Below are 25458 nucleotides of genomic sequence, written 5' to 3' on the forward strand. Positions count from 1 at the left end.
AAATGCACCACAGGACCAAAGAAAAACCGTCTTTGCCACCCAAGTTGGGGAAAACCCTAAAAATGGAATCTGCCTGACAGGGCTATCCCTTGTCATGGAGTCATCCGGTAATGTAGTTTCTCTTTAAAGAAAAAAGCTACATTTCGTGCGGCGGACCTAGTCACCCGGATAGATATGGTGTTTGCGCCTGGAGCAATCCGGGAACACTGGTGGATTCCGGATAACGAAAATGATTGGAGCCCAGGGCGATGAACTGGACAGACGAACGCGTTGAACTACTGAAGAAACTGTGGAGCGAAGGCTTGAGCGCAAGCCAGATCGCTGCACAGCTTGGCGGCGTCAGCCGCAATGCAGTGATCGGCAAAGTGCACCGTCTGAAGCTTTCAGGTCGCGGTAAGACGACGACCGCTGCTCCACGCAGCAAGAAAGTGAATACGGTTGCAGCAGCGCCGCGTCCTGTGACGCAGCATACGGGCGGCAGCACGCATACCACCCATACGACGACGATGCGCACGGCAACCGTTACCAAGACGGTCGGCGCAACGGCGCTGCAGATGGAATATGCTGCTGAAGTGGTGACCGAGACCGTCATCAAGCCGGCTTCGGATGTGGTGGTGCCTATTTCGCGCCGCCTCACCCTGTTGCAGCTGAGCGAACGCACCTGCAAGTGGCCGATCGGCGATCCGCTGAACGAAGATTTCCACTTCTGCGGCAGTGAATCCTGCGAATCCAGCCCTTATTGCAAGTACCACTCCCGTATGGCTTTCCAGCCAACGGCAGAACGGCGCCGGGCACGCTGATCTAAGGGAATAGGTGAGTAAGGGAATAACGGAATAAGGGAGTATGTCTGACGATATCGTCGGCAGCTCCCTTTTTCTTTGCCCGCACCTATTCCGATCACATACTGCCCTACTGCCCTACTGCCCTACTCACTTACTCCCCTATTCCCCTCCTCATAAACCTTCAGCGTCCGGTCCGCGATGCCGTCCCAGCTATAGTCGCGGGCGATCCAGTCGATGAGTTGCTGCGACTGTTCAGCCGTCAGCGGGTTATCGGTCTTGCGGCGCAGCGCGTTTTTCAGCGCGTCGATATCGCCGAGCGGGAAATAATCGTCGTCGGGCAGTCCGACTTCCATATTGGCTGTGATGTCGCTGGCCAGCACATTGAGCCCGTAGCCCATGGCCTCCAGAAGTGCGATGGGCATGCCTTCGTGGCTCGATGGCAGCACGAAAAGCCCCGCCTGACTGAAAAGCGCAGATAATTCCTCACCCTGCAATGCGCCGGTCAGCACCACGCCCGGCACGGCCTCGGCGCGGGCGCGAACCTCTCCGGCATAGTCGGCGGTGTATTCAGCCGAGCCGATCAGGGCCAGTTTCAGCGATGGATCGGAGAGCTTGGCAAAGGCTTCGATCAGATCGAGCTGACGCTTTTCCGGCACGATGCGGGCGACCAGCGCGATATAGCGGCTGGGAGCAAGCCCATGCTTTTCAAGCCAGCTCGGATCGCGGCTGGGTTCCCGCAGGGTGACGCCGTTGGGGATGAAGGTGACGGGAACGTTATAGCGTTGCTCAACCGTTTTCGCGATGTCGTTGGAGACGGCGATACGGGCGCTTGCAAAGCGCATCCCCCATTTTTCGCCAAGCTTCAATGTCGTGCGCGCCAGACGTCCCCATTTCTGGCGGTTGTAGTCGAAGCCATGATGGGTCACGACCGTCCGCAAACCGAGCAGCCGCGCAAGCGGCGTCACCAGCGCGGGGCCGATGGCGTGAATATGCAAAATGTCGGGGCGCGTGAAACCGGCGCGCAGCACGCCGAGAAATGTATGCACGATGGCTTCAAACTTCATCGACGTCGGCGCCCAGATCGGCGTGACCTTGACGCCTTCCCAGACATAGGGCTGTTTCCGGTCGAGATAGGGGCTGCGGCCCACCACTTCCACATCCCAACCCTTGGCGATGTAAAGACGGGCCAGTTCTTCGACATGACGTTCCACGCCGCCTTGCACATTGGGTATGCCGCGCAGGCCGAGCATCATGACGCGTCGCTTTTTAGCCCCTTGTCCCATCAAAGCGCTCCCAGTTCCGCGTAAAGTTCCAGTGTCCGGTTCCGGTAAGCTTCCGGCGAGAATTCCTGTCCTGCCCATGTGCGGCCCAGACGGCCCATCTTGCGCCGCGCTTGCGGCGTCAGGCTGGCGGCTTCGCTCATGACGCGAGCAAGGTCTTCCGCATCGCCGGTTCTGGCCACCATGCCGGTTTCACCCGGTACGATCATTTCGGGAATACCGCCAATGTCAGCACCAATGACCGGCACGCCAAGCGCATAGGCTTCCAAAATGCTGATTGGCGCATTTTCATACCATTCCGATGGCAGGATCAGCGCCTTGGCCTCGCCGATCAGCCGGTGCAGCCGCTTGCCCGAGACATAGCCCGCAAAGGTGACATCGCCGCCGGTTTCAGCCGCCAGCGCGCGCAAGGATTGCTCCTCCGGTCCTGTCCCGGCCACGATCAGCTTCTGCCCGGATATTGCCGCAGCACGGATCAGCGTGCCAATACCCTTTTCAGGCGCAAGACGTCCGACATAGGCAAAGTAGTCGCCCTCATGCTCAAAGGGTTCGAGATTATCGGTCTGCGCGAAGTTCGGGATATAGACCAGCTTTTCCTCCGGCCAGCCCCATTCGATCAGCTTGGAAATATAGAACCGGCTCGGCACCACGATGCGGTCGAGCGTGTTGCGATAAAGGCCGAGCGTGCGGTGTATGGCGGTTTCCACGAAAACCAGCCCGCTCAGCGCCGTCGAATCCTTGATGCATTTGTGGAGCGCGACATTGTAGATGCGCCCGCCCTTGCAGCGCTCGCAGATCTGGTTATGCGACAGCATCTTGTAGGCCGGGCATGCGAGCTTCAGGTCGTGCGCGGTCATGACAGTCGGCACGCCCGCCGCTTTCAACACCGGAAAGATCGAGGGCGACAGGTGGTGATAGACATTATGGGCATGGGCGACGCTTGGCCGGAAGCGCTCGATCAGCGCCTTGATGCAGTCGCGTGCTTCCCATGAATAGATGATCTTGCCTGCCTGCGCCACTTTGGTGAGGAGGCCGCTCTCGCGCCCATATTCGATTTCAGACACGAAATAGGAAGACCAGTCGGAAGCGAAATTGTCCGGATGTTGCATGGCAAAGGGAGCCGTCTCCCAGCCAATGTCGGAAAAGAGCTTGATATGGTCGAGAAAGACCGCCTCAGCCCCGCCGCGCCGATAAAAATAATTATTGATCGCCAGCAAGCGGTGATCCGGATCGGCTGCTTTCATCAGGGAGCACCTCCATCTGCTCCGATATGAGCCAGCGTATCGCGTATCGACAATACCTCAACGCCGCTCTGCGCCGCATGGGAAACCAGCTTTTCGAAGGTTTCCGGCGTGCAACCGAACGGTGTCGGCCTATCGCTGATATCATGCGTATAGAAGATCAACCAGCCCGGACTTGCGACAAGATCGTCTATCCAGCGGGTCAGTTGTTCTGCATGATGCTCCGGCTGCCGTATTTCGACGGCTTCCAGAAAGGCCAGATCGACCGCGTCGCGATTGATGCGCTCGCCGCCGCTGCGGCAGGTCGCAAAACGGTCGGAAAACAGGCCGCGCGACAGCACCGACGACGCGCAATAGGGATAGGCGAAATTGCGCTGTCCGACCCGATCCGGTTCGATCTCGCCCAAATAAGCATGGTTGCGGTCGAGATCGGCGGCGAGATCGCGCATGCCGACCGAGGGCACATTCCAATGCGTGAATGTGTGGCAGCCAATGTCGTGCCCGGCCTGTGCCAGCCTGCGGAGGCCTTCTTCCGTGATCAATTGCCGATGCGCCTCGACGGAACCAACCAGACCACCGGCAATATAAAACGTGCCGTGAAAGCCGTATTGTTCCAGTATCTTCGCGCCTACGCTTTCCGCGGTATCGGGAACATCGTCGAATGTGAAGCTGATGATCCGCCGCTCCTTCGGAAGCGGAAATGGCCGCAACGGAAAGCTACGACTCAGCGCGTCATGCAATCTGTTGTTCAGCCGGTCCAAACGTGCCCTTGCCCAGCCCAATCTGTCGTGTTCCATTGTTTTTACCAAGCCTTTGCCCCAAAAAGCTTAACTCACAAGTCGCGCCTTCGCCTGAAGACGCATGCCGAAAATGGCAACCATCAAACAAAACCAAACAGAGCTGCCGTTCTGGAAAAACGTGCTTTCCATGCAAGATGCATAGAGGCCGTATAACCACAGACGGCTGAACAGAAGCGTCAATGCAGGATCATTCCCAGTCGCTTCCGCTGCCCTGATATAACGTAGCGGCAGGATGATCAGCCAGATCAGTATAAGGATCAGGCCAAACACACCCGCATTGATCATCATATCCAGATAGGCATTATGCGCGTTGAAAGCTGCGACTGCCCATGTCGCTCCGCCTCCTCCGGCATAGACCATTTCCGGTGTTTTCCAGAACGAGTCCAGCCCGTAGCCAAATATCGGCTTTTTAGCGACTGCTGAAAAGGCTATGCGCCAAATATCGGCGCGGTTGGTAAATGTCGCGTCAATACCAAGGCTCGTGATGAGCTGGCGGATGGGGTCGGAAACCGCAGCACCCACGGCCACAAAATTGAATGCAGCCACCCCGCCAATGGCGATTGGAATGCGTGTCCAACGCCAGTGCGTGAAGATAAGAGACATGAAAGCGATGAAGGGAAGCATGGCCGTCGATGTCTTGCCGCCCGTATGCAGCAGGAAGAAAACACACAGCACCACCACAAGCCCGCCAGCTTTGCGGTAACCCTTTTGCCAACCATAAAGCCCGAAGAAACTGAGCAGCACCAGTGCGGCTGCGGCCGCGTTTTTGTGCGGAAAATGTCCGCGCCACGCGCCTGCCAGCATCGGTTCCAGCACGTCGGTGCCCTGATGGATCGCCCTGCTCGGCAGGAAGATGACGCCGAAATAGGCAAAGCCAAGCGTGATGAACGAGCCGATCAGCAACAGGCGCGCCATCTGGTTTTCAGAGCGTGGCAACAGCAGGAATATGCTGGCGTTGAGCGCCGTCAGGATCGACAGAACCACCTTGCGGCTTGCTATGCTGGGATGGGCCGAGAGAATGGCCGTCACGAACATCCAGATGAACAGGGTCACCAGCAGCACACGCGGCTGAAGAATGGTCTTGCGAAGCGGGCTGCTCAGACCGCAGGCAAGGAAGCCCATGGAAATCGTCAGCGTCATCAGCTGGTTCAGCAGGTTCGATTGACCCGCCGACGCGCTTGCACCGATCTCGGCACTGGTTCCGGGGTAAGGACTGATGCCGACCCACAGAAACAAAATCATGATGAGAAAGAGAGCGGCGCCGAAGGATGACGACACCGACGTCAGATCATGGGCCTGTGCCTTGATTGGTGCACGGGCCGCGACACGCCGATGTGAAGCAAGATCAGACACGGCTCTCCCGATTTCTCCGCCATGCGCCAAGATAACCCAGAGCAAGCGCGAGCGCCACACCGAGACCCATGCCGACGAAACCACCGCCTGCGCCGAGCAACACGGTGCGCGGCGGCCAGCTGCGGCTGATGGGCGGGATTGCCGTGGAGATCACACGGATATTGGTGGCATCGAGCTGCTGGCGCTGATGTGTTTCAGTCGAGCGCGTCAGGAATGTGTTGTAGATCGAAACCTTGGCGGTCATGTCACGTTCGAGATCGGACAACTGCACCTGCGCATCATTGTCGAGCGCCACAGCCGAGCGCGCGGTCGCGGCCTGCGCATTGAGCGCATCGACAACCGCATTGGCCTGATCCAGATCGACCTTTGCCGATTGCAGGATACGTGCGCGTTCGGCGGCGATCTGCTGCTCCAGCCCGGCGATCTGACGCTGCGTATTGATGAGTTCCGGATAGCGCGGACCATAGGTCATGGTCAGCGCATCATAGCGCTGCTTCAGCGTCGCATACTGGCTGCGCAGATTGGTCATGGTCGGCGATTGCAGCGTGCTTGCCGGACCGACCGGGCTACCCGTATCGCGGGTCAGCTCATTGTAACGAGTGCTGGCATCCGTCTGGCGCGATTTGGCATCGAGCAGCTTGGTGTTGATCTGCGCCATGGACTGTGCGCTGACCAGTTCGCCACCGGTCGTCTGAAGCCCATGCGCGCGACGGAAAGCGGCAACTTTTTCTTCGGCGTCCGTGGCAGCTTTCTGCAAGGAGGTCAGGCGTTCAGACAATGCGGCGGCAGCACGACCTGCACCGTCGGCATCGGCCTCGGCAACTTCTTCCTGGAAAGACTTCGCCAGCGCGTCGGCAACCTTGACAGATTTTTCGGGATTGTCGGTCCAGACGCCGATCGTCACGAGATAGGATCGTTCGGGACGGGTTACGACGATACGCTGCGACAAAGCGCGCACTGCCGTCAGTGTGTCGTCCGATGCGTCCTTCGGCTTGCCGAGACCCAGCAGCGCGCGCAGATCGAAACTCGCTGGCGGCGGCACGAATTCAGCATCGTTCTGCAAATTGAGATTCTGCACGACGCGACGCAGCACATTGCCCGACACAAGCATTTTCATCTTGCTTTCAATGTCGAGAATCTGGCTGTCGGCCTGAAGGCTCTGGGCATAAATATCGTTGGGCAGCAGCTGCAAACCGGATGGCGGCACCAGCATATCCGTATAGGCCGTATAGCGCGGCTTGGCCGTCATGCCATAGGCAAGGCCCGCCAGTGCACCGGCAACGGCGAGAATGACAATCCATATCCAGCGGGCGCGCACCCATTCCAGCGCGGCCCAGAGGTCGATTTCCGGCAGCATGAGCCCGTCACCGGTTGATTTTGCTTCCGGCTCCTCCAGATGCGGTGCAGACGGCCTATCGGCAACTGCCTCCTCGGGAACTGGCCCGGAAACAGGGGCCGAGACAGACGCCGCCCGCGGATAGGACGGCGCATGGTTCTGCGCCAAAGCCTGGTTCCATTGCTCAAGCGTCTCTGCGCCGCGCGTTTCATCACGCGGTAGCTGAGCCTTCGAAGCAAGGTCACGCAAGGTGTACATCGATCGATCCTATGTTTGCCTTGGCCTATGGTTACCCTGATCGCGGGAGAAACCGTCTTTTTGCTTTTTATATGAGAAGATTAAAAAAAATGGTTAATCACAACTATTGGGTTGCGATACGCGATAGGACTGGAAAATACATGACCTGTTCAGTTAGGGTTCATATTTCAAGGTTACATCTGACAGATAACATAGAGTACGTCGGGAGAGGGAAAAGGTCCTTTTGGTAAACCCATGCCGGGTCGGACCAAAGCGCGAAGCTAATAGTCGGATTCCAAATTTTGCATCCCTGGGTTCCAAGCGCTGAGCAAATGTTGGAATCAAAAAGACCACTCGCTCGTGTATCTATCTAGTGGATTTTACGAATTTGACGTTTGAAACAGCCTATGTGCCAGCCGGGATTCAAACGTCAAATTCAATCCACTGGTACCGACAGATAATGCCATTCAAAACACTCTGTTAAGTTCGCAGTATGAAATGTTAAAACGCTACTGGCCCACATTGTTGTCCTACGCCGCATCGAGCGGCAGTCTCTTCGCAGCCAATGTCGCGCAGCTGCTGACTTTTGCCATTCTGGCACGCTATCTGGGATCGCATGAGTTCGGGCTTTTCGTGACCGTGATGGCAATCACGGCCATCGCAAACTACATTTGCGGGCTTGGCGGCGCTGAATGCCTCGTGCGGCGCGTGGCGCAAAACCCCGACATCTACCCCGCCATGCTCGGGCACAATATCATCCTGATCGTGACGAGCGGCATCGTGCTTGTGATCCTCGGCATGATCCTTTTGCCGTTCTGGCTTGAATCCGTCCCGGAATTCGCCAGCAATTATCTCGGCATGTTCTTTCTGCTCGTCACCAATATCGTGCTTGTGCGCGCCATTCTTCTCGTCGAACAGATCTATATCGCCCATACTGACTTCGTTTCCGCGAACCTCTCAGTGGTCGGCTTTGCCGTGGCGCGCACCATCGCAGCCGTGGTCGCCTGCCTGATCTTCAATATCTCGAGCGTCGTTGAATGGGCCTACTGGCAGTTTGGCTGCCATGTGCTGGTGCTCGTCGCCTATGCATGGTTTCTCCGCAGGCTCGGCGCGCCGCAATATCGCATCGTGCGGGAAGAAATCCGCCTCGGCATCATGTTCGCCTCGCAATTCATCTTCCGCGCCGTCCGCCAGAATGCCGATCTGCTCATTCTCGGTGCGCTCGTCGCGCCCAGCATCGTCGGTAGCTATGGCGTAACACGCCGTATCGTCGACAGCAGCATGCTGACCATCGATGCGATGAACCGTCTCGTCTATCCGCGTCTGTCGCAAGCCAGCGCCAACGGCATTCACCATGCCTTGCCGATCACGCTGCGCCTGCTCGGGGCTTCGCTTTTGATCGGAACGATGACCTCACTGGTCATCTTCATTGCCGCGCCCTATCTCCCACTCTTATTCGGCAAGGAATACACGACGCTGATCGCTTTCTGCCGCACGTTGTGCTGGATCACGATCTTCGTCGCGCTCTGGTCGATTGCTGTGGATTTGCTCGGCGCGGCAAGCCAGCACACCTATCGTACTGCGGTGCTGAATGTCGGCAATATTCTGGGTGCGCCGCTTCTGGCGGCAGCCACCTGGTATGCGCCGATCACCGGCACTTTCACCGCAATTTACTTTATTGAAATATGTATCGTGTTGGCTTCGTGGTGCTGCGTCTTCTATCTCGTCAAAAGAAGCCGCGAAGCAGCTGCAAGGAAAGAGGTTCAAGTCTAAGCCCGGTCCGCCCGGGCAGAGGGGCAGGTCAAAGTGGGGAGCATATCTGTCGCGGAGACAAAGACACAGCGGGTTCGCCCGATGCGTGTCGATGACATACCGGCTGTACGCGAACTGTTTACCGAAGTTTTTCGTCCCAAATCGACCTCTCACAGCGAGAGTTTCGACCAGTATTTCCGGCATGTTTTCTTCGAAAACCCTTATTACGATGCCGATCTGTGCAGCATCGTGCATGAAGACAGCAAGGGCGAGATCGACAGCACGCTTTGCGTGTTGCCCATCCCCTATCATGTCGATGGCAAGATCGTCATGGGAAGACTGCTCTGCGCCTATATGATGCGCCCCGGCGGCTCGCCGCGCGGTGCAGCCGAACTGACGCTCACCCTGCGCTCGCGTCCCAATGACTTCTCATTCAGCGATAGTGCGGCGCCCGTCAGCATGCGCCATTTCAGCGCGGTTGGCGGCATCACGCTCGACACCCATGGTCTGGCATGGACGCGGATTTTCCGTGGTGCGAGCTATGTGGCCCAGTTTGTTGCCGAACGCCGTGCAGCGTTGCGCGGCTGGCCTGCCGCAAAAGTCGGCAAGCTTTTGGATTCGCTGGTTCCGCTGCCCAAATTGCGCAACTCCACCAATGGCAAACTGACCGTGCGCGAGATCGATCAGAGCGAAGCTATCGGCCTGATCCGCCAGTTTCTGCCGACCTATGACGCCTACCCCGCATGGACGGAGCAGGATCTGCACTGGGTGCTGAACCTCGCCAGAGATAACCGCGCTGCGGGCGAACTCCGCTTCTGTGCGGTTTCCGGCAAGGGCAACGAGCCGGTCGGCTTCTTCTGCTATTACGCCCGGGCAAACGGGATGGCCGAGGTGCTCAGCATTCTGGCTCTCAAGACCCGCGAGCAGGCCGTTGTCGAGGTCATGCTGTCGCATTTGCAGGAGGCCGGCCATATCGCGGCGCAGGGCCGCGCCGATCCGCATTTTCTCGGCGCGCTTTCGCAGCAATCGGTCATGTTCTTCCGCCTGAAGGCCAATGTCTGCGTGGTGACAGCCAATCCCGGCGTGGTGAATGCGCTGAGCCACAACGATATCTTCATCGGCGGACTTGCAGGCGAAAGCTGGAGCAGGCTGGTTACTGACTTCCAGTAGCTGTCTGGTCCAAAAGACTACCGACTGAACTGACGCTCCAGCAGGAAGAAGGTCGTCGGCCCGTCAGCGCCTGCCCCATTGTCGAGGCGAAATTCCACCGGCCCGTCGCCGGTGGCGACAGGCGCATGAAGCTTGCCGTCAAGACCGATGGCGGACAATTTCCAAGCCGAAGCAGCACCTGCAAGCCGGAAATCGACGCGGTTGCGCAGCAATGTCACCGGCAAACGCCCCCAATCCTCGATCACCTTTTGCGCATCGTCGCGAAAGCGCATGCCGGTATTGCGGGCATCGGTCGCAAAAATCACCAGCATCTTCTCGCTGGTTGCCAAGGGTTGCGTATCAAGCGCCGATACGGAGACCAGGCCGCGCTCTTCGGCATGGCCAAGCGTCAATTGCCCAAGCGTCAGACTATCCTTCAGATCGGCGAAGGCCAGTGCTTCGGTCTGCGGCGTTACAACCCGCATACGAGTGCGGTCCTGTTCCAGCAGGATTTCGCCGGTCGCGCTGGCGAAGATGCCGCGATAAGGATCGGTCGCATTGTCCTCCGGCAACAGACCCGCCTGTTTCAAACGCCCCAGAACATTGCCGAGCGCGACATTGCGATAATTGATCTCAATGCCTTTGGCCGTGGTTTCCGGCCACTGCAAACCCGAGGCGAACAGGCCGATACCGCCGACCAGCGCCAGAGTTTTCAACCTCTCCGGCTCTCGCGTTTCGAGCGAATCGCCAAGGCTGGTTTCGCCTTGCATCATAAAGGGAACGGCGAAGGACGCCGTTTTGACATCGCCGCGCCGGAACAGGAGCGAGGCAAGCGTTTCGCCCGCACGCGCCACCGGATCGACCGCGAATGTATAGGGCACGATGCGCTGGCGAAGCGGTTCTGCCTCGTCGAAGGCAAGTGTGATCGGCCCCTGCCCGTGGCGGCAAATACCGTCCCAGCCCTGCAAGGCGGCATAGGCCGGGAAAACCAGCCCCGCTTCATAACGATAACGGTTCCAGAACAGGTGTTCGTATTCGGTGACGAAGAACGGCCGACCGATCCAGCGGCCAGCGGCCAGCTCGCTGACATAGGAGGCGGCATCGGCGATAGAGCTGTTCTGCTTCATCGTCGTTCCGGGTTCCATCGAGCCGGTCCAGTCATGATAGGTATTGGCGCTGATGGCCTGTTGCGGCATGCGTGACAGCGCGGTCTGAACCGTGAACCAGTTATTATAGGGTGCGATCAGCCCCTTATAGCCAAGCGTTCGATAAGCGGCCTCGAGCCGTGCGGCCAGTGCTTGCTCCCGCTCGACGACAAAGGCCTGAAAATCATGCAGCCGCGCGCCACCGCCGGAACGGCTCTGCGGCAATTGCACGGTTCCCGCTTCGAGGTTTTCCTCTGCGGCGAGACCGCCCCAGGCCCGTGAAAGTGCAGCCGTGTCGGTATAACGTTTTTTCAAAAACGCATTGAACGCGGGAGCAAAACCCGGCCAGAACGGGCCACTTGCTTGCTTGCCATGCAGGAAACTTGTGAATTCGATACCATTCTCATTGAACGGAATGATCAGCGCCAGCGCCGGGTCCTGCAACGGGGCCAGTCCCGTATAGGGATTGACCGTCGCATAGACTTCTTTTTGAAACCGCAGCCAGTGCTCGAAGGCTGTGTCATCCACATAGATGCGGCGCTTCAGATTGCCTTCCGGTCCCCAGCGGTTCATATCCCTGCCGCCGAGCGCACCGCTTTCCGCCGTCAGTCCGTCGATGGTCCAGTAGATACCTTCACGTTTCAAGGCGGCCATCAGATAACGAATGCGGTCCAGTGCTTCGGGATCGAAGTTGAAATCCCCGTCGCGATTGAGCATCAGATCGGTATCGAGAAAATGCAGCCGCGCAATATTGTAGCCATGCAGGCGAAGCTGCTGCACATAGCGGTCGATGAAGGCGTGGTCGATCTTGCCTGCCGACGGCAATCGCCATGAGAGCGACGCGCAGAACAGGCGCTGAGGCTCATCCGGCTTTGCCGCCCGGACGAGACGCCCTGCGGCATTGACCGCAATGCGGCTTTGCTCATCAATCGCGGAATTGGGCAGAAAGGACGAGAAGTCGAGCGGACTGCCCGGCGTCATTTCCAGCCGGGTTTCTTTGACCGGCATCCACTCTTCCGCAACAGTCATTTCCGGCCAGAACGCAAGGGCGCCAAGACCGGCAACACAGATGAGAAGAGCGGCAAGCAGCTTTCTCATGAGGCCCCTTTTGGGGTCTCTTTCGGGATTTCATTCAAGACCCGGCTTTCGATCCAGTCCTGCGGCTTTCGGCGCGGCTGGAAGAAGCCAAGCGGCATGGCAGCCGCATGGAAAATCCATGCCACAACCGCATAGACGCCGAGCGAAACGCTGCGCTCGCGGATCGACATCAGCACAAACGGCAACAGCGCGAAGACAAGCGCCGCGACGAGCGCCCAAGGCGTGACAAAGCCCAGCAAAAGTGCGGCGATCACCACCAGCCACCAGACATAGACCGCGCCCCAGAGGCGCAATTCCGGCAGTTCCTTTATAACATTTTGCCAGTGTGGCTGGCCAACAGCCGCCCGCAGCACTTCGCCGGTGCCACGCAGATACTTGCTTTTCCAGCGGCGCGTCAAAAGCTTGTAGGCGTTCATCGAATAGCCGAAATGCTGTACGAAGGGCCGGTCGAGACGATAGAGTTTCCAGCCATGGGTGCGCAGGCGCACGCCCGCATCGAATTCTTCATGGCCGTGCAGATTGCGGTCGGAGAAATAGCCCGCCTGCTCGATGGCGGCACGGCGATAGAGACCGCCGCCATTCATCCGGTCGATATTACCGGCCTGCTTTTCCGGCGTCTGCCTGCGTGCGCGCCGCTGAAATTCAAGGCTTTCCAGAATCTGGTCCACCACATGCCCGGTCACGCCCCCGGTTTCCGGGTGCTCGGCCATATATTGCAGGGCAGCGGGAATAAAGTCCGGCTCGATGATCATGTCGCCATCGATCAGGCAGATGAAAGGCTGTGTGGAATATTGAAAGCCCAGTTGCGGCCCAAGACCACAGCTTGCCCGCGCAGGCGCTTCGATCTGCACCACCCGCACCGGATAAGCGCTGGCGATTTCCACCGTACGATCCGTCGAGCCGCTATCGGAAACGATGACTTCGACCTGTCCGTCAGGCAAAGCCGCAAGGGCGCTCTCGATCGCTGCGGCGATGCGCTGCTCTTCGTTCAAAGTCTTGATGATAATCGAAACTGACATTACCCGCCTTGCCTGCTCCCGGTTGATTATCGACAGTCATCACGTGAAGAGCGCATTATCTTCAACAACTGTTGAATCCTTATAACTGCTCTCGCTCTTTGTGTTTACGCATTTTCTAATGCAATATCGTTTCACAGCATTGCTGGAAATGTTTCAACACCTGCGCATGTTTTCCAGCATTTCATAGTTCCGTTTAGTTTCAAATAAACTAAACACCGCTATGCCAATGGCGAATCGCCAGTTCATCGTGAGCGATAAGCTTTTAAACCGGCAAACAAATAGATAATTCAAGGCTGCTGATGTCGAGTGCCAATTTTGAAATCAAAGTGCATAGTCGCGTCGACGATCTATCCAACGACTGGCCCGACGCGAATGACAGCAGCGGCTGCGCGCTTTATGTCTTTCAGTCCAGAACCTTTCTGCGCGCCTGGGAAGCAAGCTATGGCGCAGCGCATAAAGCTCAGCTTTGCCTGATTGAAGTCCGCGACCAGAACCAGCAGCCGGTCCTGTTCGTCCCGTTTTGCATCATGCATCGCTATGGTGCGCGCATTCTGTCCTTCGTGGATGACGGTGTTTCCGATTACAACGCGCCGATCCTCTTCGAAAATGCGCCGCATTGGGATGTCGCTGGCGCCGAAGCGCTTTTGAAGCAGATTTTTGCGGCCCTGCCGCCCTTCGATATGGTGGCTTTTGAAAAGATGCCGCAGGAAGTCGAAGGTCGGCCCAATCCCTTCTGGGGCCTGTCCAATCGCGACTGTTCGGCGGGCACGCACTGGATCACGCTTGAACGACCCATGCCGGAGATCGAGCAGTCGATCCGCGGCTACAGCACCATTGCCAAGCGCGCAAAGGCATTGCGCCGCGCCGGGCGGTATCGCTTTCTGGTCACGCGCGATGCGCAGGAGCGGGCGACCTTTCTTGAAACCATGCTGCAACAAAAGCAGAAGCGTTTTGAGGACACCAAAGTGCCCGGTTTCGAGACCCATCCCGAAAAGCGCCGCTTCTTCGAAATCGTGACCGAGCCTCTGGCCGCGGCGAATGCCCTGCATTTCTCCGTTCTGACAATGGATGACGCGGTCGTCGCCACCATGTGGAGCGTGACGCGCAAGCGGCATTATTGCGCGATGATCACCACCTTCGAAGACGGTATCTGGAACAAATATTCGCCCGGCAAAGTGCTGATGGTACGGCTGATCGAAGCCCTGAAAGCCGATGATTACGAATGCTTCGATCTCGGCTTCGGTAATGAACCCTGGAAGCACGATTTCGCAGACCGCGAAGTCCCGATGCGCGATTATGTAGTTGCCTGCACTCTGCGCGGCAGGATCGCGCTTGCATATCAGCGGACCATCGACGGCCTGCGTACCACCCGCCTTTACAAGCGGCTTCGCCCGCTGAAATGGGAGCTTCTGCGCCGCCTCTCGCGTTAGAGCGCGCATCTTGTTCCGAAAACCGTTTCACACTTTTCGGGATGCGCTCAAATTCTCAGCCTTCGCGCTTCGGCAGGCGCACCATGAAGGTGGAGCCTTCGCCAAGCTGCGAGCGCACCACCAGACGGCCGCGATGGCGCGCCAGAATATGCTTCACGATGGCAAGCCCCAGCCCGGTGCCCTTCTGGGCCCGGCTGGTTTCCACATCGATGCGATAGAACCGCTCGGTCAGGCGCGGTAGATGTTCGGTCGAGATACCCGGTCCGAAATCCTGCACCGAAGCCACGACTTCCGGCGCGCTGCCGGTTTCATCCGCCTCCAGCTTGACGATGACCTTCTTGCCCGCCTGCCCGTATTTGCAGGCATTTTCGACGAGGTTCTGGAACACCTGAATCAACTCGTCACGGGCGCCGGTCACCAGCAGCGGATGATCGGGCAGATTACGCTCGATCACCACGTCGAGATTGGCGGCGAGTGGGTTCAGCGTATCGGCGACATGGTTGAGAATAGACGTCAGGTCCACGCTTTCATTGACCGCCAGATGCGCCCGCATTTCCAGCCGGGACAGCGACAGCAAATCGTCAATCAGGCGCGACATGCGCTCGGCCTGTTTCTGCATGATATCGAGAAAGCGGTCACGCGCCGCAACGTCGTTGCGCGCTGGCCCTTGCAAGGTTTCGATGAAGCCGCGCAACGAGGCAAGCGGCGTGCGCAATTCATGGCTGGCATTAGCGATGAAGTCGGACCGCATGCGGTCGATACGGCGCGTTTCGCTCTGATCGCGGAAGATAAGCACGAACAGCTCGGGGCGCCCTTCCGCATCCGGCAGCGCCTTGACCATGGCCTTGTACCAGCGGTCGATTGGCACGCGCTCGAAATATTCGATGCTGCGCGGCTCGCCATCGGCGATCACGCCTTGAATGAGCGCATGCATTTCTGGCGCGCGGAAGCGCAGATAGAGCGCCGTTCCGCCTTCAAGAGACTGAAAGGCCTCCAGCGCCGCCGCGTTGGCGAACAGCACCGTGCCGCCATGGTCGAAGACAATCATCGGATCGGTGAGGAGATCGGCCAGCCGCTCGCCGGAAACACCGGCCATTTCGCTTTGGTCGTCATCCTTGACCGGGTCTGCATCGGGCTCGCCGCTGCCGACTTCATTGGCAACCCAGACCGCCCCCAGCACGACCAGCGCCAGCAGAACCGCCCGGAACCAGAACGGCAATTCCAGAGCCATGACGCAAACCGCCAGAACCATGCTGACGATGAGAACGCCCTTCACCCGCCCGAGCGGGGCAAAGATCGACGATTCCGGAGCGCGCGCCTCCGGGGCGGTCTCGGCATCATCGGTACGGCGGTTGTCTTCACTCATTGTCTATCCCTTAGACTAGTGGTCTGATTCCAACATTTGTATCCCTGGGCTCCAAGCGCTGAGCAAATGTTGGAATCGAAAAGACCACTAGCAACTATATGTATCTAGTGGATTTTTCGAATTTGACGTTTGAAACAGCCTATGTGTCAGCGGAGATTCAAACGTCAAATTCAATCCACTAGGCTCTTATGCCATTCGTCAAACCTGTTGCCAGAGCCGGAAAACCGTTTTCCCGACCAGAACATGTGTGACGACAACCAAATGCCTCCGTCGAAATCAGCGTCGGCGTCTTTACGAAGCTTCTCATATGCCCATATCATGGATTGATATAAACGAAAGGGAATTGCCGTGGGTGACAGTTCGAAGACAGCTAACAAAAAGAACGATAAAAAAAGCGATACCCCAGCCGTCGATAAGCCGATCAAGTTGAAGCTCGACGGGGAGACACGCAAGTTCGATATCAACGATCCCAAGCTTCCCAACTGGATTGATGATCAGGCGCTGCAGTCGGGCGGATACCCCTATTCGTCCAAGATGAAGAGCGATGAATATGAGGCGACCCTCGAGCGCCTGCAAATCGAACTCGTAAAGCTGCAATACTGGCTGCAATCGACCGGTGGGCGCGTCATCAGCGTCTTTGAAGGGCGCGACGCGGCTGGCAAGGGCGGGACGATCTTTACGATCCGCGAATTCATGAACCCGCGTACTGCGCGCAACGTGGCCCTGCCAAAGCCAACCCCGACCGAAAGCGGCCAGTGGTACTTCCAGCGTTATGTCGCCCATTTTCCTACAGCAGGCGAATTCGTCACCTTTGACCGCTCCTGGTATAACCGGGCTGGCGTTGAAGCGGTGATGGGTTTCTGCACACCGGCCCAGCTGGAAATCTTCCTGACGGAAACGCCGGATTTCGAGCGCATGATTGTGACCGACGGCATTCACCTGTTCAAATTCTGGCTCGATATCGGTCAGGAAATGCAGCTGAAGCGCTTCCATGAGCGCCGCCACAGCGCGCTCAAGAGCTGGAAATTCTCACCGATGGATGTGGCCGGTATTTCGCGCTGGGGTGATTATTCCGCAGCGCTCCACACCATGCTCGAGCGGACCGACAGCGGCTATGCACCATGGACCATCGTGCGCTCCAACGACAAGCGACGCGCCCGACTGGCGGCCATCCGGCGCATCCTTTTGACCCTGCCCTATGACGGCCGCGATCTCGACGCCATCGGCCCCGAAGATCAGTCCATTATCGGTCGTGGTTCTGCATTCATCACGCAGTCGTCGACACCCAAATAAAAAATACTCGGCCTGTGCGGGGTCTTCTCCCAGAGATGTGGTTTGCGAACCAGCTGCCATAATGCCCGCCAGGCCGAGAGCGAAATCAGCACCCAGTAGATCGGTATTCCCGGCAGATAGGCATAACCGCCACGCTCTGTCGGCTCCATGGTTTTAGCGCCAAGCAGATAGAAGCTGAGATAGGCCAGCAGAATATTCACCACATCCAGCATCAGCAGACCGAGGCTGCTTGGCGTCAGTGGCTGCAGGACCAGTTTCAACAACAAGACGGCCAGCGTCACCAGCATGATCGGATGCAGCAGCGCTGAACTGATGATACCGAGCGTGTAGATCTGGTTGATGGCAAAGCACCAGCCGCCAAGCTGGCGTAAGGCCGTGTAAGGGTCGCGGGCATGCACCAGCCAAGTCTGAATCCAGCCCTTGATCCAGCGCGTGCGCTGCTTGCGCCAGACATCGTAATCCTCCGGCGCGTCCTCAATTGTGCCGCGACTAATCGTGCCGATGCTATATCCATAGCGTGCCAGACGAATGCCGAGATCGGCATCTTCCGTTACGTTGAAAGCATCCCAGCCGCCGACTTCTTCCAGGCATGACCGGCGAAAATGATTGGATGTACCGCCAAGCGGAATGACCAACCCCTGCCCGGCAAGCCAGGGCAGAAGCCCGCGAAACAGCGCCGAATATTCGAAGGCGAACATGCGTGTCAGAAGATTGTGCCGGAAATTACCGATGATCAGCGGCGCCTGCACGCAGGCAAGCTTACCGCCATCCCGCGTGAAGGACTGCCACGCTTCGCGCAACTGGTCGGGATGCGGGCGATCCTCGGCATCGAACACCGCAACAATTTCGCCGCGCACGAATTGAAGCGCGTAGTTCAGCGCATTTGGTTTGGTGCGCGGGCCACCCGGCGGCACGGGAATGACCTCGAAATTTGCAGGTAGATACTGACGATCAATCGCGTCACGCGTTTCAAAATCGTCTTCCTCGCAGACGAGCTTGATTTCCAGTTTGCTGGGCGGCCAATTGATCCCGCTAAGGACTTCCACCAGTTGGCCGATCACTTCCTTTTCCCGATAGAGGGGAACAAGAACGGAATAGACCGGCAAATCCCGTTTTTTCAGCGGCAAGACGTCCACTAAACGCAGACGACCGCCCGTTGTCACGGCAAACAGTCGGATCAAAACACAACCGAAGAAAAACAGCGACATCAGGACATGCATTGTCAGAAATGTCTGCAAAGGCCAGTTGATGATGGCCGCGACCAGCAAGTAAAGCGCCATCGCGATGCCAAAGGCCTGCCAGCTATGCAGAACACGTGACGCTGAAAGCGATTGCGGTGTCATTTGCCGGGCACGATCAATCAACCGCGTGCGATACCGCCGACGCAATATCTGCCGCAGCAGCGTGGGTGTGCAGATGCGGATGCGACTGCGCAGGGCTGGATTGGCGCGCACATGCTCAAGCAGGCTCCTGATCCGGGGTTCTGTCGGCGCAATATAGAGATATGTCGTGCCGTCAGGCCCGATGGTCGTGACCTGCGCAATATCGTTGACACTGTGCAAGGCGTCTTCATCAGAGATGAACACGCGCGATGGCAGCAGCTCCCGGGTAAAATCCAGCCCCAGAAGGTCAGCTATCGCTTCGAAAACAGCGATTTCGCCGACGCCCGGCTGCTGGACAAGCTCAGCGCAAAATGTGGTCCCATTGCGTACCGCTTCGCCATAAGCTCCGAGAAGCAAGGAGCGCGCAATGCCACGCCGCTGCAATCTGGCAGATATGGCGCCGCATATCTCCAGATCGAAGCCACTCGATCCATTATTCATAACGCCCCCCGACGTTGGATAAATATCGATATATAAATATAGATCAGCGATTTTTGTTTTATTATATCCTAATTATAGAATATATTTATATTTTACTGCATTTCACTTCACTTATTATTGTAAAAATGAAAGTAAAAGATTACTGCAAAAACGCAACCTATATTTTGCGGGCATTACCACCATGCAACTCTTGCAAGTTGCGCGTTAACGCGAAATTATGCCGGAGCTGATAGGAAGCCTGCCAATGAAACGCTGTCTTTCAAGCTTGATGATCTTGGCCGCCACGCTCGTGGCAAGCCCGACCGCATTCGCCCAGACGGCTCCGGCTGCTCCGGATTTTCTCAATCAGAAAGAACGCCTGCCTTTGCCGTCGTTGCAAAGGCTAACGCGGCTTCGTTTCATTACCACGGTGGATTTTCCGCCCTTCAACATGCTCAACAATCAGGGGCAGCTTTCCGGCTATAATGTCGATCTGGCCAAAGCGCTCTGCCGCCAGCTGGGCATCGAGGATATTTGCCAGATCGAGGCAGTGCCGTGGAATGAGCTGGAAGACCGCGTGCGGAAGGGCGATGCGGAAGCGATTATCGGCGGCTGGCAGCCCACGGAAGAGCGGCGGAAGGATTTCGTCTTTTCGCGAAGCTATATGCGGCTGCCTGCCCGTTTTGCGACCCAGAACAGCAAGAGCTTTACGCAACCCGCTTCGCTCGCCACGCGCGGCAAGTCGGTTGGCGTCATTGCCGGCACGGCGCATGAACAGCTTCTCAAAAGCTATTTCCCGCAGGCGCAGGCAAAGCCCTATCCGGATCGGGCAGCCATGCTGGCCGACCTCAAGGGCGGCAAGCTCGACAGCGTGTTCGATGACGGCATGGCGCTGTCCTTTGGGCTCAACGATGCCGAAAGCGGCAATTGCTGCGCTTTTACCGATGGCCCCTATCTCGCGCCGCAATATCTCGGAACCGGCCTCAGCATCGCCGTCACCCGCGAGGATGCCGCCATTGCCAGCGCCATCAATAATGCCCTGCAAGCCTTGCAGCAAAAGGGCGTCCTGAACGAGCTGTATCTGCGCTATTTTCCGACAAGCTTTTACTGAAGTCCGCTGCGACCCAACTGAAACGACTCAAGCGGAACACCCGTCGCTCGACGGCGGCTCCTATGGGCACGCCAGCCGCATCAAATCGTCGTTCACAAATGCGTGCCATTTTGACGCAGATCATGCGCTGATTGATTTCAGATTTCAGAAATTTTTGAAACTTCGGATATAACAATACTTACAGTAATAAAGTAAAAATGTTTACTATCAAGCACTTTTGGTGGATTTTGGTGCGGATCAGATCGATAAAGCGACCGATACCAAGCAGTTACGCGCCGCTTTTACCACAAACATAAGTTAAAATACATCGATTTATTTTGACTTGAAGAAATAAGCCTTCGCTCCCTAATCTGGCATGGGGAGAAGGAGGATTTATACGATGTTTGATGGCGTTCCTGCACAATGGCACAAAGCTCCGGAACAAACCAAACGCTCGCCGAATGAAGCGGCGTATGTCTTTCTGGGGATCATGCTGGCGGCATTGTCTGTACCAGCTGCATTTCTCGGCTGGGCACTGTTCCAAAGCATCGGCTCGCTGCTGCACTGATTGGTATCCGGCAAGAATCCCGGTTTGAGGAGACCGGCATCTGCTGTGGCATGTGATTGTCGAGCCAATCAGGACATCCCGGTGAGGATGTTCGTGAAACAAGATTTTCAGCAAACGAAAAGCCCCGCCGGATAAGCGGGGCTTTTGCTTTTTTGTTTTAAGTGGCGACTAAAGGCCGCCGCCCGAGCCATTTGGCGCATCATGTGCCGGAGGCGTTTGCTCGATTGCATCATCCTCATCCTCAGGCCGCTTTGGCGGCCTGCGCGCGATGATGCTGTAGAACATCGGGATGAAGAGCGTTGCAACGAAGGTTGCCACGAGCATACCGCCGATAACACCGGTACCGATGGAGTGACGGCTGGCCGAGCCTGCGCCCGAGCTGATTGCCAGCGGCACCACGCCGAGAATGAAGGCCAGCGAGGTCATCACAATCGGGCGGAAGCGCAGACGTGCTGCCGACAAGGCCGCGTCGAAAGCAGATTTGCCCGTCTCTCGTTCCAGCACGGCAAATTCCACGATCAGAATCGCGTTCTTTGCCGCAAGACCGATGAGTGTCACCAGACCGATCTGGAAATACACGTCATTGGTCAATCCGCGCAGATGGGTTGCCAGAAGCGCACCAAAGATCGCGAAAGGCACCGCCGTGATAACCGCAAGCGGCAAGCTCCAGCGCTCATACTGGGCAGCCAGAATGAGGAACACCATCAACAGACCGAAGATCATGGCCTGCGAGCCGGTGCCACTGGTCGTGACTTCCTGATAGGCGGAACCGGTCCATGCGATCTGGAAGCCTTGCGGCAGCACTTCGGCAGCCACTTCCTGCATCGCCTTGATGGCATCGCCCGACGTGTAGCCCGGAGCCGGATTGCCGGTGACCTTCGCAGCATTGAACGCGTTGAAACGTTCGAGCTGGTCGGGGCCGACGATACGCTTGACGGTCACAAGCGCGCTGAGCGGGATCATGCTGCCGGAGTCGGCGCGCACGAACACATGTTTCAGATCGCTCGGATCGCGGCGGAATTCCGCCTCGGATTGCAGATTGACCTGATAGTTACGACCGAACAGCGTGAAGTCGTTGACATAGACACTGCCGAAGGTGGCCTGCATGGCGGTGAATACCGAATTGATCGGCACACCCATCGCCTTGGCCTTCTCGCGGTCAAGCTGGATATCGTATTGCGGAACATTCGGATCGAACGTCGTGCGCACGCCCGAAAGCTCGGGCCGCTTGGCGGCTGCATCGGTGAGCAGCTTCGTCGCATTGGTCAGCGATTCCACGCCACCGCCGGTGCGGTCCTGAACATAAAGTTCGAAACCGCCGGTCGTGCTGAGGCCAAGGATCGGCGGCGGATTGAAGGCCAGCACAAGGCCGTCCTTGATCCCCGCATTCATGCCCATGATGACGCCCGGCAGGTTGCGCGCGTCGAGATCCGGCGTCGTGCGCTCCTTCCAGTCCTTGAGCATGATGAACATGGTGCCCGCACTGGTCTTCAAACCGCCCGACAGGAGGTCGAAGCCGGAAACGGCGAACACGTTTTCCACTGCCGGATGCTTGCGAATATTCTCGCTCGCCTGATTGAGCACGGCCGTCGTGCGTTCCAGCGAAGCCGCCGGAGGCAGGATCGCGACACTGAACAGGAAGCCCTGATCTTCATCCGGCAGAAGGGAACTTGGAACCTTCTGGAACAGAAAATAGGTGCTTCCCAAAAGGCCTGCAAAGATCAGAAGGCCAACGGCAACGCGCTTCAGGAAGAAGCGAACGCCCGCCGTATAGCCTGCTGTCACCCGGTCGAAAAACCGGTTGAAGATGCGGAACGGCAGGATCGGCTCGTGATGCCCCGGTTTCAGGATCAGCGCGCAGAGCGCCGGCGTCAGCGTCAACGCCACAGTACCGGACAGCACCACCGAAATCGCGATGGTGACGGCGAACTGCTTGTACATTTCACCGACGAGACCGCCCATGAAAGCCACCGGAATGAACACCGCGCAGAGCACGAGAACAATCGCGATAACCGGACCGGTCACTTCGCTCATGGCCTTGATGGCAGCCTTGCGCGGAGAAAGCTTCTCGGTCGTCATGATACGTTCGACGTTTTCCAGCACCACGATAGCATCATCCACGACGATACCAATGGCGAGAACCAGACCGAACAATGTCAGAAGGTTGATCGAGAAGCCCAGCACATACATGCCCGCAAATGTACCGATGATCGAGATCGGCACCGCGATGACGGGAATAAGCGTTGCACGCCAGTTCTGCAGGAAGATGAACACCACCAGGACGACGAGGATGATAGCCTCGATGAAGGTGTGGATCACTTCCTCGACCGAGACCTTGATGAACTTGGTCGTGTCGAACGGGATCGAATAGTCGATGCCCGCCGGGAAGCTCATCTTCAGCTCATCCATGCGGTTCTGGATGAGTTCCATCGTGTTGAGTGCGTTGGCGCCCGGCTGCAGATAGATCGCAATCGGAACAGCAGGCGTTCCATTGAGATTACTGTCGACGAAATAGCTTTCCGTGCCCAGTTCGACGCGCGCGACGTCTTTCAGACGCAGCGTCGCCGCATTGGGGCTGGACCGCAGAATGATGTTTTCGAACGCCTTGGTATCGGGCAGACGGCCTTGCGTCGTCGCCGTATAGGTGAACGGACCGGCCTGCGGATCAGGCTGATCGCCGAAGCGGCCCGCCGCAAACTGCGCGTTCTGTTCCTGAATGGCGGTCTGAACGTCGGACGGCGTTAGATTATACTGCGCCAGCTTGTCCGGACGCAGCCAGATACGCATCGAATAGTCGATATTGCCGAGCAGCTGCACGTCGCCCACGCCCGACAGACGCTTGAGATCGTCGATGACGTTCAAAAGCGCATAGTTACCGACATAGGTACGGTCATAGCGCCCTTCTTCCGCGAACATGGCGACCATGCCCAGAATGGACGAGGAACGCTTGTCCACGGTCACGCCGAGGCGCTGCACTTCCTGCGGAAGCGAGGTGGTGGCGCGCTGAACACGGTTGTTTACGTTGATTGTGGCCTGATCCGGGTCGGTGCCCAGTGCAAAGGTCACGGTCAGCTGCATGGTGCCGCTGCCAAGGCTCGAGGACTGCATATAAAGCATGTTCTCGACGCCGTTGATCTGCTGTTCCAGCGGAGCAGCGACGGTCTGGGTCACGGTTTCCGCGCTTGCGCCCGGATAGGTCGCGGTGACAACCACCTGCGGCGGCGTCAGCTCCGGATATTGTGCAATCGGCAGGATGCGGATGCAGATAAGCCCCGCAAGCACAAGCACAATGGATATGACCGCCGCAAAAACGGGGCGGTCTACGAAAAACTTGTTCATTTGTTGCCTGCCGCCTGTTCCTTGCCAGCTTCAGCCGACGATGCTTCCTTGTTGCCGGCCGCCGCAGCGTCGACAGGTTGCACCTTGGCGCCCGGATGCGCCTTGATGACGCCTTCCGTCACAACGCGGTCACCCTCCTTGAGGCCGTCAGAGATCAGCCATTCATTGTCAAGCTCGCGAGCAACCGTAACCGGGCGCACTTCCACAACATCGTCCTTGTTCACGACATAGACGAATTGCAGCTGCGGACCCTGCATCAAAGCGGCCTTCGGGATCGTGACGGCATTTTTCACCTGGATGCCGAGAATGACGGCGCGCACGAACTGACCGGGGATCAGGCGGCGTTCCGGGTTCTGGACCACGGCGCGAGCGCCGAGCGTTCCGGTTTCCGTATCGAGCGACGACGAGGTGAAGTCGATCGTGCCTTCATGATCATAGGGCTGGCCGTCACCGAACAGGATCTTGATCTTGAGACGATCGGCATCCTCACCCGTCGCACCGCGTTCGGCGCGCAGTTTCTGAATTTCGGCAGATTCCGTATCGGTGAACGAGAAGTTCACATAAACCGGATCGAGCTGCGTGATCGAGGTCAGCAGGCTCGACGTCGCATCGGTGCCGATAAGGCTGCCTTCGGACACTTGTTCCTGGCTGGTGATGCCGCTGATCGGCGCAGTCACTTTGGTATAGCTGAGATTGAGTTCGGCAGTGCGCAGCTGCGCCTGCGCCGCAGCAACGGCGGCCTTGTTCAAATCGCGAGTCGCAAATGCGGAATCGCGAACTGCCGCGCTCTGCACCTTCTGCTGAACCAGCTGCTCGGCACGCTCTGCATCGCGGATGGACTGCTGATACTGCGCCTGAGCCTGAGCAACCTGAGCCTGCGCTCGTTCAAGCTCTGCCTGATACGGCGCCGGATCGATTTCGAACAGCACTTCGCCGGCCTTCACCTCGGTGCCTTCAACGAAATTACGATGCAGCAGGATGCCGCCCACGCGGGCGCGAACCTGCACATTGCGATAGGCGCTGATGCGCGCTGCATATTCATAGGTAACGGGCACGTCGTGCGGTCTGATGGTCACGACCTCAACCTGCGCAGGCGGTGCGCCTGCCGGTGCCTGTGCAAAAACAGGCTGCCCTGCAAAAACAAGAAAAGCGGCTCCCGCCGCAAAAAGCCGGATAGAACGATGGATGGTCATGATGGGTGTTGCCCTTGTTGTCGCCCCAGAGATGCCCATTAGGTTTGCTGCCCATTAGGTGCGGCCAATTAAACATACATATCTGTTTGTAAACACGATTTGGGATGCTATAGTCAATAAGCTCAAAGGTAGATCACGAATGATTTATCCACGGTACCGGCGGAAAAGCAAGGAAATCCAGTCTT

General features: G+C 57.6%; 18 protein-coding genes. 7 read left to right on the forward strand and 11 right to left on the reverse strand.

Features of this window, described 5'->3' with window-relative positions; translation table 11 throughout:
• Nucleotides 1-248: 248 nt before the first annotated feature.
• The gene (locus tag FHW00_RS10950; RefSeq protein WP_078337909.1) at nt 249-800 is read left to right on the forward strand and encodes a GcrA family cell cycle regulator; all 552 of its coding nucleotides are present in this window, start codon (nt 249-251) and stop codon (nt 798-800) included.
• A gap of 125 nt (nt 801-925) precedes the next feature.
• Here FHW00_RS10950 and FHW00_RS10955 read toward each other — a convergent pair whose 3' ends face one another.
• From FHW00_RS10955 to FHW00_RS10975, 5 genes are read right to left on the reverse strand one after another with little or no spacing between them, the layout of a single operon-like run.
• Nucleotides 926-2065: a glycosyltransferase family 4 protein gene (locus tag FHW00_RS10955; protein WP_078337908.1), complete on the reverse strand. Its 1140-nt coding sequence runs from the start codon at nt 2063-2065 to the stop codon at nt 926-928.
• Nucleotides 2065-3306: a glycosyltransferase family 4 protein gene (locus tag FHW00_RS10960; protein WP_078337907.1), complete on the reverse strand. Its 1242-nt coding sequence runs from the start codon at nt 3304-3306 to the stop codon at nt 2065-2067. Before FHW00_RS10960 ends, FHW00_RS10955 begins: the two co-directional genes overlap by 1 nt.
• The gene (locus tag FHW00_RS10965) at nt 3306-4100 is read right to left on the reverse strand and encodes a polysaccharide deacetylase family protein (RefSeq protein WP_078337906.1); all 795 of its coding nucleotides are present in this window, start codon (nt 4098-4100) and stop codon (nt 3306-3308) included. The genes FHW00_RS10960 and FHW00_RS10965 overlap by 1 nt, the downstream gene beginning before the upstream one ends.
• Before the next feature lie 30 nt (nt 4101-4130).
• On the reverse strand, nt 4131-5456 hold the full coding sequence (locus tag FHW00_RS10970; RefSeq protein ID WP_445557893.1) for an O-antigen ligase family protein: 1326 nt from the start codon (nt 5454-5456) through the stop codon (nt 4131-4133).
• Nucleotides 5449-7050: a GumC family protein gene (locus FHW00_RS10975; protein WP_078337905.1), complete on the reverse strand. Its 1602-nt coding sequence runs from the start codon at nt 7048-7050 to the stop codon at nt 5449-5451. The genes FHW00_RS10970 and FHW00_RS10975 overlap by 8 nt, the downstream gene beginning before the upstream one ends.
• 477 nt (nt 7051-7527) lie before the next feature.
• Between FHW00_RS10975 and FHW00_RS10980 the strand changes: the two genes are divergently transcribed.
• Nucleotides 7528-8802 carry a lipopolysaccharide biosynthesis protein gene (locus FHW00_RS10980; RefSeq protein ID WP_078337904.1) on the forward strand — a complete coding sequence of 425 codons (1275 nt, stop codon included), beginning with the start codon at nt 7528-7530 and terminating at the stop codon, nt 8800-8802.
• A gap of 81 nt (nt 8803-8883) precedes the next feature.
• Nucleotides 8884-9951, forward strand: coding sequence for a hypothetical protein (locus FHW00_RS10985; RefSeq protein WP_078337903.1), 1068 nt, complete (start codon nt 8884-8886; stop codon nt 9949-9951).
• Nucleotides 9952-9968: 17 nt separating this feature from the next.
• On the opposite strand, the gene FHW00_RS10990 is transcribed toward FHW00_RS10985, so the two are convergent.
• Both FHW00_RS10990 and FHW00_RS10995 read right to left on the reverse strand, forming a co-directional pair.
• Complete coding sequence (locus FHW00_RS10990; protein WP_078337902.1) at nt 9969-12173, reverse strand: glycoside hydrolase; 2205 nt, start codon at nt 12171-12173, stop codon at nt 9969-9971.
• Nucleotides 12170-13192, reverse strand: coding sequence for a glycosyltransferase (locus FHW00_RS10995; protein WP_078337901.1), 1023 nt, complete (start codon nt 13190-13192; stop codon nt 12170-12172). Before FHW00_RS10995 ends, FHW00_RS10990 begins: the two co-directional genes overlap by 4 nt.
• A gap of 326 nt (nt 13193-13518) precedes the next feature.
• Between FHW00_RS10995 and FHW00_RS11000 the strand changes: the two genes are divergently transcribed.
• Complete coding sequence (locus tag FHW00_RS11000) at nt 13519-14622, forward strand: GNAT family N-acetyltransferase (protein WP_445557892.1); 1104 nt, start codon at nt 13519-13521, stop codon at nt 14620-14622.
• 55 nt (nt 14623-14677) lie between these two features.
• Here the strand turns inward: FHW00_RS11000 and FHW00_RS11005 are convergent, their stop codons facing one another.
• The gene (locus tag FHW00_RS11005; protein WP_078337899.1) at nt 14678-15988 is read right to left on the reverse strand and encodes an ATP-binding protein; all 1311 of its coding nucleotides are present in this window, start codon (nt 15986-15988) and stop codon (nt 14678-14680) included.
• 348 nt (nt 15989-16336) lie between these two features.
• Between FHW00_RS11005 and ppk2 the strand changes: the two genes are divergently transcribed.
• Nucleotides 16337-17281 (forward strand): polyphosphate kinase 2, encoded by a 945-nt coding sequence (gene ppk2 / locus FHW00_RS11010; RefSeq protein WP_078337898.1) that lies wholly within the window; start codon nt 16337-16339, stop codon nt 17279-17281.
• Here the strand turns inward: ppk2 and FHW00_RS11015 are convergent.
• Nucleotides 17224-19104: a glycosyltransferase family 2 protein gene (locus tag FHW00_RS11015; RefSeq protein WP_078337897.1), complete on the reverse strand. Its 1881-nt coding sequence runs from the start codon at nt 19102-19104 to the stop codon at nt 17224-17226. The genes ppk2 and FHW00_RS11015 overlap by 58 nt on opposite strands.
• Before the next feature lie 244 nt (nt 19105-19348).
• On the opposite strand from FHW00_RS11015, the gene FHW00_RS11020 reads away from it, so the two are divergent.
• Both FHW00_RS11020 and FHW00_RS11025 read left to right on the forward strand, forming a co-directional pair.
• Nucleotides 19349-20194, forward strand: a complete 846-nt coding sequence (locus FHW00_RS11020; RefSeq protein ID WP_078337896.1) for a transporter substrate-binding domain-containing protein — start codon at nt 19349-19351, stop codon at nt 20192-20194.
• Nucleotides 20195-20573: 379 nt separating this feature from the next.
• Nucleotides 20574-20741, forward strand: coding sequence for a hypothetical protein (locus FHW00_RS11025; protein ID WP_171058783.1), 168 nt, complete (start codon nt 20574-20576; stop codon nt 20739-20741).
• A 168-nt stretch (nt 20742-20909) separates the two neighbouring features.
• On the opposite strand, the gene FHW00_RS11030 is transcribed toward FHW00_RS11025, so the two are convergent.
• Nucleotides 20910-24080 (reverse strand): efflux RND transporter permease subunit, encoded by a 3171-nt coding sequence (locus FHW00_RS11030; protein WP_078337895.1) that lies wholly within the window; start codon nt 24078-24080, stop codon nt 20910-20912.
• Nucleotides 24077-25273: an efflux RND transporter periplasmic adaptor subunit gene (locus FHW00_RS11035; protein WP_078337894.1), complete on the reverse strand. Its 1197-nt coding sequence runs from the start codon at nt 25271-25273 to the stop codon at nt 24077-24079. The genes FHW00_RS11030 and FHW00_RS11035 overlap by 4 nt, the downstream gene beginning before the upstream one ends.
• Nucleotides 25274-25458 lie beyond the last annotated feature (185 nt).

It is taken from the genome of Ochrobactrum sp. P6BSIII (genome assembly GCF_014138065.1).
Lineage (GTDB): Bacteria > Pseudomonadota > Alphaproteobacteria > Rhizobiales > Rhizobiaceae > Brucella.